Raw genomic sequence first — 12,879 nt, forward strand, 5'->3', positions numbered from 1 at the left:
TATTTACTTTTCTAGTTTTAACGATATTATTAATCGTAAGTTTTTTAAATTACAAGTCATTGAAAAATAAACAGAACTTTAATGCAAAAGAGAGTAAGAAATAGATTAATAACAATAATTATTTATTTCTGCTCAGCTGCTCTCGGAATTAGTATAATACTTTATAATTTAGAGAAAAATATAGTATTTTTTTTGCCGCCGTCAAAAATTAATGAAATAGAACAAAGCAAGGAGTTAAGAGTCGGTGGGCTTGTTAAAACAGACTCAATAAATAAAATTGCCGCTGATAAGATAAGTTTTATTATTACCGATAATATTAAGGATTTAGAGATATTATACCAAGGTGTACTTCCTGCTCTATTTCGTGAAGGACAAGGAATTATTGCCATCGGGCAATTATCGGACGGGAAATTTATAGCAAGACAATTGCTTGCAAAGCATGATGAGAATTATAGACCTCTGAAATAACAACGTCATTGCGAGGAGCGAAGCGACGCGGCAATCTAGTAAAATAGCCTGAGATCGCTTCGTCGAATTACGTTGTAATTCTTCTCGCAATGACGAAAAATAACTAAATCAACAAACCAAATAAATGAAAACATGTTTATAGATAAAATCAAAGCAAAAGCAAATAATGATGAAATAAACGTAATTATCGAAATTCCGATGAATAGCGGTCCAATCAAATACGAATTTGATAAAGAATCAGGAGCGGTTTTTGTTGATCGCTTTATGCAAACTACCATGAGCTATCCGTGTAATTACGGCTTTATTCCTCATACTCTTGCAAATGACGGTGATCCGGTAGACGTACTAGTCATATCCCATCACGCCGTAGTACCAGGTTCTGTTATTAAATGCCGAGCAGTCGGCATATTAATGATGGAAGACGAATCGGGACTCGACGAGAAAATAATCGCAGTACCAACCTCAAAGCTTGATATTACTTTCGATCATATTAAAGAGCTAGATGATTTATGTGACATGCTCAAGAAACGTATCGTTCATTTCTTTGAGCATTATAAAGATTTGGAAAAAGGTAAATGGGTTAAAGTTACCGGATGGGAAAATAAAGCAAAAGCAGATAGCTTGATTAATGAAGGAATAGACAGGGCAGGAGCATAGGTGTAGGGAAACTCTGTCATCCCGTGATTTATTCACGGGATCCAGTAAAACATATAAAAATAAATTTTTATATGTTTATTCTATCAAACTATGTACTGTCGGTAACAACGTTGAGGTTATTTTTCTGGATACCGTGGACAAGCCACGGTATGACAATGTAAAAATTTCCCAATCCACGTAACATCCCTATATGGAAATAACATTTATATAAAAAATAAACAGTGACCGACTTCTTGCAAACGTCAGCTAATAAAGAGGAATTTAAAGAAAACACGGAACGCAACACCGCAGCGTACACTTTAGTACGTGAGGATAAGGTATTAGGATTGACACATAAATTACCTTTAGAAGCAAGTTATGCAGGAAGTCGATTATTTCGTTCAGGGGTCGTAGTAGCTTTTTTTACACTAATTTCTCGCATATTCGGGCTTGTGCGTGAACAATTTATCGCATCATTATTCGGCTCTACGCCTATGGGCGATAGCATTAATGTTGCCTTTAAACTACCGAATCTATTTAGAAGAATCTTTGCAGAAGGGGCATTATCAAGCGTATTCATCCCTATTTACAATGAAAAAATACTTATTTCTAAGAAAGCCGCTAATAATTTTTCAGGTGAGGTTTTTACTCTTCTACTTCTGATATTAATAGTAATAATAGCATTAATGCAAATCTTCATGCCACAATTAATGCTGTTTATTGCTCCTGGATTTCACGGTAAAAAAGAACAGTTTGAGCTTACGGTATTTTTATGCCGAATTACTATACCATATTTGATATTTATATCCTTGACCGCCTTACTTGGCGGAATATTAAACTCCGTAAAGAAATTTGCAGCTTTTGCTTTTTCGCCGGTTATTTTAAGCGTATGCGTAATAATTTGCACTTTAATGTTAGATGATTACATGGAATCTATCATTTCAATCAGTCTATCTTTAATAATTGCCGGAATATTACAAGTTTCTTTTATGTTTATCTCCGTGAAAAGAGCGAATTTAAGTTTTCCGATAATTTTTAACCCAAGCGATCCCGATGTAAAAAAGCTTTTGATTAATATGGGACCCGCGACTATTAGCTCCGGCGTACAGCAATTAAACCTTTTCATATCCCAATCTATTGCTAGTTTTATTGAAGGTGCTATTTCTATATTATCTTATGCCGATCGGATTTACCAGTTTCCTTTGTCGATAATAGGTACTAGCTTCTCTACTATATTACTCCCTGAATTATCCAAAATTTATAAATCAAACGATATAGTAGCTGCAACAAAAGTACAAAATAATGCTATTAGAATGGGGTTATTATTATCATTACCTGCTACATTCGGTATTATAATTCTGTCTCATCCTATTATTAACATAATATATGAAAGAGGAGTTTTCACAAGCCAAGATACTACAAATACAGCCGAGGCTATTTCTGCATTTGCACTCGGACTTCCTGCTTTTATTTTGGCAAAAATTTTAACTCCTATTTTTTATGCTAACGGAGATACGAAAACACCGCTTAAAATAACCTTATTTTCGATAATAATTAATACCGGTATGAATTTACTACTAATGGATTCTTTGAAACATATCGGTATTGCTGTTGGTACATCTATTGCAGCATGGTATAATTTAGGTTTATTATATAGCTATACTACGAAACAAAATAAGCTTTACATAGAAGCTGGAATAAAGCTTTTCTGTGGTAAAATTTTGTTAAGCTGTACATTAATGTCTATTACAATTGCTTTAATAAAACATTATTATTTAGAATATTTTTATTCGGAATATTTACTAATTAAAGCTTGTACATTAGCTTATACAATTATAATCGGAGCTATAATATTTTTTAGCTCAGCATATTTACTAAAAACTGTTAATTATGGTAATAACAAGAAATAAGCACCAATCAAACTATCAGGATTTGTTAAAGACTTTAGCTATTATAGCCATGATCATTGATCATATTGGTTTATATCTATATCCTGAACTAACAATTATGCGGATCATAGGTCGAACCGCTATGCCGGTTTTCTGCTTTTTTGCCGGTTATAATTTCCATGATAAACCAAAAACTAGAATAATAATATGCGGTGTTTTACTACAAATATATACTACCGTATTGTTTAAACAGTTTATTACTACAAATATTATAATATCAATCTATTTAGGTCAATGGTATATTTATTATTTTCGCAATTCTGCAACTAGCTTTTTCTATAGCGGTTATTGTCATGTAATTATAATGGTAATATTGTGGTATATTAGCTGGGCTTTGATTGATTATGGGACTCTTGTAATTGCTATAATGATACTTGGATTTATTGCAAAACATGAGCAGGCAAATCTAAAACTTTGCTGTTTTATAGCAATTTTTGCTTCTTTCGTGCATTCGACTCTTTTTACTCTTGCAATTCCTTTCAGTAATTTTAATTTTTCAAATACTGAATTAATTTTAAATGTTACTTTCTTAACAATTACCTATATATTAATGATCATAAGCGATTACTCACAAAAAATAGCTATAAATCTAAAATGGATAAGTCGAAATGTTTTATATATTTACTGCATACAAATGATGATCTTACAATTCATATTCATCTATAAATACACATATGGTTTTAAAAGTTGGTAAGTAAACATTAATAATTAGTGACAGTGGTCCTAGATTAATATGATTTAGATAATATTGATATTACTTATATGGATTTGATAGATCATCTAATTTCGGATAATGAACAATATAAAGAGCAATTTAGAAAAAACAAACTATTTGAAATTAAGTTAGATAGTACCCTACGAAAAAATAAATTTCTTAAATATTTTCGGATTTGGTCAGACGAATTTCAAAAAATGGTATTAGCAAGAGTAGTGTTTTCTGAAATAAAAGAATTTAAACAACTTGCATGGGAGCATCTTACCGATGAATTTGGACATAATATAGAATTATCCCAAAATCTAGAAAATGGTGAAGAAACTACAGATTCTATTTTTGAGGCCTTAGGTTCTTTGGTTTACGCTAAAAATGATGACTCTTAGAGATAGTGAAAGAGCCGTCCTTGTCCATTTAGTAATAGAGTCTTGTGCTACTATATTTTATGAAAAATTAGGATCGATATTTTTTAATCATAAAGCAGCAAAACATTTCAAAACACATATGCATCTTGATCCTGAACATGAACAAATGGGAATAGATTTATTAAAACAAATAAATATTAATGATTCTTCTTTACTCACTATTCAAAAAAAAGCTGGGATATGATTGAAGCTCTGTTTACTAGACTTGCTGAAATCACACAGGATTAACTTTATCCTCGTAAAACCCGTTTTACAACATTCGGTTCTTTCTCATTTATTATTCTTTCCCTACTCTTCTCATCATCATTTTAATGCATTTTTATTATAAATAGCGAAAATACAAATTAATTAATTGACATTTAAATCCATTATATGTATAATACTAAAGCTTATTTATATGGTTAAGAATATTTAATATTTGAGCTATATGAATTATTAAATAATATTAAAGGATTAACTTATGTCAGCATACCGTATCATCCAAGGATATAAAAATTTTAAACAAATCTTACAAACATCAAACTTTAAGCAACCTAAAATCTTCAATAAATTTAACTCTGATAAAAAATTAAAGGCTATGGAAGAATTTTCTAACCTTATAGGGGTTAGTATAAATGAAGGTTTTCAAAATGCATTAAAACAATCTCAAGAAAAGACTGCACAACGCTTACTTTCATCCAAAAAATTTGATCATAATTATATAGATTCTAAAGGAAGTTCAGTTCTAAAGAATATAGTAGAATCACAAAACACTTCACTATTGAAAAATTACTTTAGTAAAGTAGAAGCAACCGGAGTCAAATTAGAAAATAGTAGCATTAGTGAAGCTTTTGATATTGCTCTAAAAGATAAAGCAGTTTTTAATACTTTTTTAAAAGGATTAGCAAAACTTAATGATCATGATCAATTACAAACTCAATCCTTAGATACTGTCTTTTGTCATACAGCAGAAGAACTTCCTACCGCTCCACCACAATACTCTGAGATTAATGATAGCTCACAATATCAAATAATTGGAGATGCTCAATACGTAAATTAAGAGTAGAAAAATAATACAATACTAATAGTTTTTAGTATTTTTAACTAGACCCCATGGACAAGCCATGGGGTGACAGTGAAAAACCAATGAACGCCCACTAGAAATAACATATTTAAACTAAACCAACTCGCTTACTTGCGTTTTGGCGAAGAGCTTTATCTGAAAGTCAACAAAATCCGCATTACCTTTTAAGCCTATCTCTGCAAATTTATGAGCTTTAAGTAATAGATCATAATCTTTAGCCAAGTTAGCAAAGAAAAACTCCATTTCACCGCTTTGTTTTACTCCTAAAATCTCACCGCTACCTCTAAGTTTTAAATCCTGCTCAGCGATATAAAACCCGTCATTAGTTTGTTTCATTATCTCAAACCTACCTCGTGCCACTTTACCAAGCCTTTTAGGGTTGTATAGCAATATGCAATATGACTGCAAAGAGCCTCGCCCTACTCTACCTCTAAGCTGATGAAGTTGAGCGAGACCAAACTGCTCAGCATTTTCAATAATTATCAAGGTGGCTTCAGGTATATCTATTCCGACTTCAATAACGGTTGTTGCAACTAATATCTTAATTTTGCCTTCCTTAAATTGCTTCATTATTTGGTCTTTCTGCTCATTCTTCATCTTACCGTGAATAATACCGGTATAATCTTGATAGATATTTTCGATAGAGTTAAAACGATTCATCACATCCATTAATGAACTATCCTCTTCCTCCTCTGTTGCCATCCCACGGCTCGACCGCGGGATCCAGTCAAAATTACTAGCATTACAAGTTGTTTTTTGGATACCGCGGTCGAGCCGCGGGATGACAACAGAGATTTTTCCTTGCTCTATTAATGGGCATATCCAATATACCCGCTCACCTACTACAAGCTTTTTGTTTATTGCTTCTATAATATGCTCTATCTTGTTAACGGACATGGTATTTGTAGCGATAGGTAAACGATTTTTCGGCTTACCCATTAGCTTTGAGATACTCATATCACCAAACATAGTAAGTGCAAGGCTTCGAGGAATCGGTGTTGCAGTCATAACTAATACATCAGGATTTGCTCCTTTATTTATTAAATTCAAACGCTGCTGCACTCCAAATCTATGCTGCTCATCGATCACTATATAGCCTAGCTTCTTAAAACTTACTTTTTCTTGAAATAACGCATGAGTACCGACTAATATATCAATCTCACCGTTTTCAAGTTGTATCATAATATTTTTACGAGCTGCCCCCAGTATCTTACCTGTAAGTAATGAGGCTCTTATATTAGTATTTTTTAAAGCTTTAACAAAAAACTCATAATGCTGATTGGCAAGCAAATCGGTTGGAGCCATAAGCGTTGCTTGAAATCCACTAGCTACCACATTTACCATCGTCAGCAGAGCTACCAAAGTTTTACCTGAGCCAACATCGCCTTGCAGTAATCTCATCATTTCTACTTTATCGCTTTGATCAAGCTCTATTTCTTCTATAACTTGCTTTTGATAAGAAGTTAACTCAAACCCTAGCTCATTTAATATATTTGTTTGAATACCCACCGCTTTAGGGTAAATATTACCTTGTCTTCTACTTATCTGTGTACGTACATTTAAAAGAGATATTTGATTAGCGATAAGTTCCTTGGCTGCTAGTTGTTTTTTGGCCGCCCCAGTGTCATCCCGCGGCTTTATTGTATTACTAGATTTTTCCGTTGTCATCCCGCGACTTGATCGCGGGATCCAGTTGTTGTTATGGATACCGTGGTCAAGCCACGGTATGACAGCCTCGCTTACATGCAACACCTTCAAACTCTGCAATATAACATTCAAATAATCCTTTACCTCTTTATCTTCCACTCCCTTACACTTCTCTTCAAATATATCTATTGCTTTTATGATATATGAATATAACTGCTTGTTACTAAGTAAGTATGTCAGGGAATAAATCGGCTCTATTTCTTTTGCAAGTTTAGGATTCGTAATAAATTCAGGATGCGAAATTTGTAAATAATGATCAAAGAATTGTACCTTTCCGCTGATAATATGAGAAGTACCAACTTTCAGCTTATTAAAAATAAACGGTGGGGGCTTATGAAAAAACACTAATAACAAAGAACCGGTATCATTACTAGCCGTAATCTTTAAAGGCTGATTACTTTTCTTTGGTAAATTAATGCTCTCAATTACAATTTCCGTTTGGATTATTTCACCGTCTCTAACTTCGGTTAAATTAGGCGATAATGTTTTATTTTGATAAGAAACGGGTAGATAAAATAATAAATCCCGAATATTATTAATACCAAGCCTTTTAAGAGCAGATACGGTATCTTCACGTATATTAATGAACATTTTTACAGAAGAGAATAAAAATTTTTCTAGAATAGTTAGCATATTATCGTCATATATCATTACTTTAATATCATGATTACATATATACTTTAAAATAAGTAGAGAGTTAATAAAAAAATAAGTGTCCTTATGTCATGCCTACGAAGGCATTGCCTGCGTGGATTGGATTTTTCGTCATTGCGAGGAAAAACTGTAAGTTTTGATGAAGCAATCTCGGGCTAAAATCTTGAGATTGCCACGCTCCTTTTAGTCGCTCGCAATGACGTTTTTTGCAATGCTTATAAATCTAATTTTAACCCTGTTCTAACTATAGCTGAAGATTTTAAAGGCATACCTTCTATAAATCCGGCTGTTTTGTAACCGCCTAAGCCGACTATCTTAAAGGTTTCATTTAAGATAAGCTCAAAAAATTAACTGCCCCAAGTCCACCTTGTTTACAGCTCTCTTTTAAAGGAGTAGCGGTTAACATTTTAGGCTGATTCCAAAATGCCGCTTCTAAACCTAAACCGACAAAATCGAATTCGATTAATTTATTTGCTTTAACTCCAACACCATAAGACTTAAATTTCTGATTTTTGCCGTAATTAATATTAACTTGAATATATTTGTTATCAACAACAAAATGGTTAACTAAACCACGCTCTAAACCGTATGGAGCAAGTATCGCTCTAGTCGCAGGTAAATATTTTATTTCTCCCAACTCAAACATTGGAATATTATTAAGATTAGTATTCATTATAAATGAATATCCTGAATAGAATAAAAACGGATTAAATAAATCTAAATAAGCATATGAACGAATTTTATTTTTAGTAATATAATTTTTACCGTATATGGAGTTAATCGCTGTTACATATGCATTTATATCATTACCGCTTTTATCTTTATCATTAAATTTAGTACTAAAGATATATCCTGCTTGATCTAGTCTTGTCCATAAATAACCTATACCGTAAGTAGGATTAATTTTGTTACTTGCCATATATCTATCTTTAATATTTTCAGATAACAAATAACTTGCTTGAATCCCCCCTGTATCTATAGCAATTTGCTTATGAACTTGCAAAGAATTAAAATCTTTAGCTTTAAAATATGTTGTACCATCAAAAGGATCTACCTCATATTTTGTTACTTTTAAGTCAAATTCTCTTGCTCTTGCTCCATTGACCTCCTATTTCATGATTACCTACCATAATCCAAGATGTAGCAGTAAATCTTGTAATATAACTTAAGATCTTCATAAGCTATATTATCTGAATCGGCAAATATAGCATCATCTAATTGACGGTAACCTTCAATCAATGACATAGCAGCATCGCTACTCGCTCTTGAGGACATATCTTTATCATAAGTAACTACATAGCTATAATTTTTTTAGAATTTTCTTGAATTGTTATATCGTCATCAATATTTGATGCAGTTGCTAATACTGATGATGAATATAAAAGACAAGTAGCAATAGTTAAATTTAATTTATTTCATTTCATAGTATTATTAATTTTTATTAATAATAAGTAGCCACAATATATACTATTTTAAATTTGTAAAATATTTTTTTAATATACCAAACGTAGGTATGTCCTTGACTTCTTTTGAAAATCCTCCTAATTTCTAAGAGTGTATCTGTAAATAAATTTAAGTGGTAATTAAATTCTTTTTTGCTGCAAATTATAAGATTTTTTTGAAATATGAATAATATCCTATCAAAAATCTTATTAATTTTCGCTATAAAAGCTCTTTAATTACCACTTAAATTTATTTATAGATACACTCTTAGATAATAGATATTAAATAATTTAAAATTTATGAATAAAATCTATCCTTCGGCTGAGGCTGCTCTTGAAGGACTTCTTTATGACGGCATGACTATAATGTCCGGTGGCTTTGGTTTATGCGGTATTCCTGAAAATTTAATAAATGCACTTCTTAAAAGCAATGTTCAGAATTTAACAATTATTAGCAATAATTGCGGTGTTGACAATTTCGGACTTGGATTACTTCTTCAAACTAAACAAATAAAAAAAATGATTTCTTCGTATGTCGGAGAAAATAAGATTTTTGAACAACAATATCTTGATAAAGTACTTGAGCTTGAATTAAACCCGCAATGAACTTTAGCTGAACGAATTAGAGCTGCTTGGCATGGGCATCCCTGCTTTTTATACTAAAACCGGTATTAGGTACAATCGTAGAGGAAGGTAAAGACACAAAGGAGTTTAACGGCGAGAAATATATAATGAAACTGCACTTCAAGCTGACCTTGCTATTATTAAAGGCTTTAAAGCCGATAAAAGCGGCAATATAATTTATAATAAAACAGCAAGAAACTTTAATGCAGTCATGGCAGGAGCAGCTAAAGTTACGGTTTGTGAAGTAGAGGAAATAGTTGAGGTAGGAGATCTAGAACCTGATAGTATTCACACACCTAATATTTTTATACAGCGATTAATGGTAGGTGAAAAATATGAGAAACATATTGAGCAATTAACTGTCAGGGAAAAATAAGATATGGCTTGGAGTAAAGAAGAAATTTATCAAATAACCGCAGAGGAACTTAAAGACGGGTTATATGTCAATCTTGGTATAGGTATGCCTACGCATGTAGCAAATTATATACCTAAAGGAGTGAACATAATATTTTAAAGCGAGAACGGTATGCTTGGTATGGGACCGTTTCCTTACGCAGGAGAGGAAAAGATCCTGATTTAATTAACGCCGGTAAGCAAACTATCACTGCTATTCCTGAAAGTAGCTATTTCAACAGTAGCTTTTCATTCGGCATGATCAGAGGTTCGCATATTGATTTAACTATTTTAGGGGCTATGCAAGTCTCACAAAAAGGCGATCTTGCCAACTGAACTATCCCAGGCAAAATGATTAAAGTAGCTATCGTATATTATAGTGGATATGGTCATACTGCAAAAGTAGCTGAAGAACTAAATAAGAGCATAAAAGAAGCAGGAGCAAATGTTTCTATTATACAAATAAATAAAGATAAACCTGATAATATCGATTGGGATTTATTAGACAATGCAGATGCTATCATTTTTGGAGTCCCAACCTATATGGGTAGTTTAGCAGGACCGTTTAAAACATTTATGGAGGCTACCTCAACTAGATGGGTGCCAACAAAAATGAAAAGATAAAATAGCTGCAGCTTTTACTAATTCTGCTTCTTATTCAGGTGATAAGTTATGCAGTATTCAGCAGCTATTTCACTTCGCTATGCAGCATTGCATGATTTGGGTTGGATAAGCTGAAGCTGCCCCGAATTTTGCCGATCATGAGATGCCTGCTCCCGATAAAATTAACCGCTTAGGTAGCTGGTCAGGACTTATGACTCAATCTAACCACAAATCCTCCCCTGATATTACTCCTACCAAAGGCGATCTTCTAACAGCTAATTTATTCGGTAAAAGAATAGTTGAAGTAATTAAGAAGTTTAGAGGATAAGTACGTATGGTGTTTTATGTCATTCCTGCTTTCGCGGGAATGACATAAAAGTCATGCAACAAAGCCCACTCAAAGAAATAACATCTTAATTAACCTATACCAAATGACGATTTTCGTGAATTTTTGCCACTTAAACCTTTTTGAACATGGGTACTCTTTATAGCATCTCGTTCTCCTTTAGTTTTTAGAACCTTTGATTTAGTACTAACATCACTCCAATTACCGCTATCGCTATCGCTTTCACTACCACTACTGCTGCTGCTACTATCACTCATCTCCATAGCGACTCTTCGTGCTAAAATTGATGCAATTTCATTAGGTTTGCTAACATTCTGAGCAGGCTTACTATGAGAATATGCAACCGGTTTCCCTGTATTAGGATCAAATTCAACTTTTTTTAGTTTGTGTTCACCTCTTATGGACTGCAGCAATAAATCTCTAGAATCTTGTGCCTTAACATCCGTTTTTTCAACTTTTCTTAGGTTTTTTGGTCCTACTATGTCTTTCATTAAATCAGAAGTATCTATAGAAGGATGTGGTTGATTTTCCAGTTTTTTAACCGTAGTAGCTTCTACAGGCTTAGATAATGTCTCAGTCTGAGCCGGAGCCATAGGCGGTGGTGGCGGAATGTTATTTTCCGGTAAAGGTGGTGGTGGCGGAATGTTATTTTCCGGTAAAGGTGGTGGTGGCGGAATGTTATTTTCCGGTAAAGGTGGTGGTGGCGGAATGTTATTTTCCGGTAAAGGTAGTGATGGCGGAATGTTATTTTCCGGTAAAGGTAGTGATGGCGGAATATCATTTTCCAAAGGTTTAGCTAGGGACGAATTTGCTAATATTGGTTCTTTTTTTGACGTCATGTGATTTGTAAGGTTACTTACTATCTTTTGCAACTTCTCATTGTCAGGTAACTTTGCAATTATATCATTAATATTTCTTTCTTTATTTTCAATTAATTCTTCAAATTTATGCTTCGTTTTATATAATTGTTCATCAATCTTGCTAATTGTTCTAGTATTACTTTCTTTGTTTTTTGCTAAAACCTGCTCACTATTATTTACAAAAACATTTTTAACATTTTGCCAAATGTTATTTAATTTTTCAAAAAATGTATAAGGTATTTCTTCCCTAATTTCAGCAACCTGTTTTTGTATTTTTTTAAGTTCTTTGATATTAGAATTTTCGGATATTAAATTTTGGATGTTTTGTTTTGTAGCATTTAAAGAATTATATTGTTTCTCTAGTTCTTCCGCATTAATGAATTGTAAGGAATTTGTCATATGTAGAGCTGAGAATCTTTCAGGTTCACTCTTATAACTAAAAAATACTTCTGATAATCTTTCTCTTTGATCTTTAGATAAATTTTTCTTTGTTAAATCCTCAAAATTTTTTTTGATTTCTTCTTGTAATGCTTGCTTTAAAGGTGCAGATTTTTCCGCTATATTATATATCTTATTATCAATATCTTTTAATACTTTATTATTATACTTTATTGCTTCATTTGTTAACTGTTCTTCACTTTTTATAAAAATATACTTTACATTAGAAACTGTTTTTATAAATCTTTTAAACCAATGCAGCGATCTGTTATGTTCTTTTTCTAGTACTTTAGTTTCATTTTGTATTTCGATTAAACCTTGCAGCTTCTTATTTTGTTCGCATAATTCGTTTACTTGGCCTAATATAGTATTTAAAGCATTATTTTCTTGTGCTAATAATTTATTTATATCTATTTCTTTAGCCATGTCATACACCTACTATAAATTAATATCGGTATTATAGTACATTTCTCGTACAAAAGCAAAGAGAAAGTTAATTTATGTTAATGTATTTTTGATAAATAAAAAGTAGATAGACGAAGTTTAATTTGAAAAAGAG

Annotated in this window: 10 protein-coding genes and 3 pseudogenes; 9 read left to right on the forward strand and 4 right to left on the reverse strand. The window is 32.3% G+C overall.

Annotation, left to right across the window (positions count from 1 at the left end; translation table 11 throughout):
• Positions 1-81: 81 nt before the first annotated feature.
• The 6 genes and pseudogenes from ccmE to RAS_RS05375 all read left to right on the forward strand — a co-directional run bounded on the left by ccmE (position 82) and on the right by RAS_RS05375 (position 5,229).
• Entirely contained in the window at positions 82-468 is a 387-nt protein-coding gene (ccmE, locus tag RAS_RS05350; RefSeq protein ID WP_147143026.1) for a cytochrome c maturation protein CcmE, read from the forward strand.
• A gap of 132 nt (positions 469-600) precedes the next feature.
• Complete coding sequence (gene ppa / locus RAS_RS05355; protein WP_147143029.1) at positions 601-1,125, forward strand: inorganic diphosphatase; 525 nt, start codon at positions 601-603, stop codon at positions 1,123-1,125.
• 326 nt (positions 1,126-1,451) lie between these two features.
• Positions 1,452-3,014, forward strand: a complete 1,563-nt coding sequence (gene murJ / locus RAS_RS05360; RefSeq protein ID WP_410524594.1) for a murein biosynthesis integral membrane protein MurJ — start codon at positions 1,452-1,454, stop codon at positions 3,012-3,014.
• Entirely contained in the window at positions 2,995-3,747 is a 753-nt protein-coding gene (locus tag RAS_RS05365) for a TraX family protein (RefSeq protein ID WP_147143035.1), read from the forward strand. Before murJ ends, RAS_RS05365 begins: the two co-directional genes overlap by 20 nt.
• Positions 3,748-3,815: 68 nt before the next feature.
• A pseudogene (locus tag RAS_RS05370) lies at positions 3,816-4,418 on the forward strand (hypothetical protein).
• A 232-nt stretch (positions 4,419-4,650) separates the two neighbouring features.
• Entirely contained in the window at positions 4,651-5,229 is a 579-nt protein-coding gene (locus tag RAS_RS05375) for a hypothetical protein (protein WP_147143038.1), read from the forward strand.
• A gap of 117 nt (positions 5,230-5,346) precedes the next feature.
• On the opposite strand, the gene RAS_RS05380 is transcribed toward RAS_RS05375, so the two are convergent.
• From RAS_RS05380 to RAS_RS09930, 3 genes are all read right to left on the reverse strand, one after another.
• Entirely contained in the window at positions 5,347-7,593 is a 2,247-nt protein-coding gene (locus RAS_RS05380) for an ATP-dependent DNA helicase RecG (RefSeq protein ID WP_147144076.1), read from the reverse strand.
• Positions 7,594-7,942: 349 nt separating this feature from the next.
• On the reverse strand, positions 7,943-8,617 hold the full coding sequence (locus tag RAS_RS05390) for a hypothetical protein (RefSeq protein ID WP_232049164.1): 675 nt from the start codon (positions 8,615-8,617) through the stop codon (positions 7,943-7,945).
• A gap of 116 nt (positions 8,618-8,733) precedes the next feature.
• Positions 8,734-8,889: a hypothetical protein gene (locus tag RAS_RS09930; protein ID WP_232049165.1), complete on the reverse strand. Its 156-nt coding sequence runs from the start codon at positions 8,887-8,889 to the stop codon at positions 8,734-8,736.
• Between the two features lie 467 nt (positions 8,890-9,356).
• Here RAS_RS09930 and RAS_RS09935 point away from each other — a divergent pair.
• The 3 genes and pseudogenes from RAS_RS09935 (at position 9,357) to RAS_RS08645 (ending at position 11,004) form a co-directional block, all read left to right on the forward strand.
• Positions 9,357-10,056, forward strand: a pseudogene (locus tag RAS_RS09935) (CoA transferase subunit A).
• Positions 10,057-10,059: 3 nt separating this feature from the next.
• A pseudogene (locus RAS_RS11115) lies at positions 10,060-10,697 on the forward strand (CoA-transferase).
• 142 nt (positions 10,698-10,839) lie between these two features.
• Positions 10,840-11,004 carry a hypothetical protein gene (locus RAS_RS08645; protein ID WP_172616136.1) on the forward strand — a complete coding sequence of 55 codons (165 nt, stop codon included), beginning with the start codon at positions 10,840-10,842 and terminating at the stop codon, positions 11,002-11,004.
• A gap of 89 nt (positions 11,005-11,093) precedes the next feature.
• On the opposite strand, the gene RAS_RS05420 is transcribed toward RAS_RS08645, so the two are convergent.
• On the reverse strand, positions 11,094-12,746 hold the full coding sequence (locus tag RAS_RS05420; protein WP_147143046.1) for an Arp2/3 complex-activating protein rickA: 1,653 nt from the start codon (positions 12,744-12,746) through the stop codon (positions 11,094-11,096).
• Between the last annotated feature and the right edge of the window lie 133 nt (positions 12,747-12,879).

Source organism: Rickettsia asiatica, from assembly GCF_007989425.1.
Lineage (GTDB): Bacteria > Pseudomonadota > Alphaproteobacteria > Rickettsiales > Rickettsiaceae > Rickettsia > Rickettsia helvetica.

Bases quoted from the DNA above. Each gene is read 5' to 3' on its own strand.
- RAS_RS05365 (WP_147143035.1), top strand. From the start codon at position 2,995: ATGGTAATAACAAGAAATAAGCACCAATCAAACTATCAGGATTTGTTA.
- RAS_RS05375 (WP_147143038.1), top strand. From the start codon at position 4,651: ATGTCAGCATACCGTATCATCCAAGGATATAAAAATTTTAAACAAATC.
- RAS_RS05420 (WP_147143046.1), bottom strand. From the start codon at position 12,746: ATGGCTAAAGAAATAGATATAAATAAATTATTAGCACAAGAAAATAAT.
- RAS_RS08645 (WP_172616136.1), top strand. From the start codon at position 10,840: ATGCCTGCTCCCGATAAAATTAACCGCTTAGGTAGCTGGTCAGGACTT.
- ccmE (WP_147143026.1), top strand. From the start codon at position 82: ATGCAAAAGAGAGTAAGAAATAGATTAATAACAATAATTATTTATTTC.
- RAS_RS05380 (WP_147144076.1), bottom strand. From the start codon at position 7,593: ATGCTAACTATTCTAGAAAAATTTTTATTCTCTTCTGTAAAAATGTTC.
- RAS_RS09930 (WP_232049165.1), bottom strand. From the start codon at position 8,889: ATGTCCTCAAGAGCGAGTAGCGATGCTGCTATGTCATTGATTGAAGGT.
- ppa (WP_147143029.1), top strand. From the start codon at position 601: ATGTTTATAGATAAAATCAAAGCAAAAGCAAATAATGATGAAATAAAC.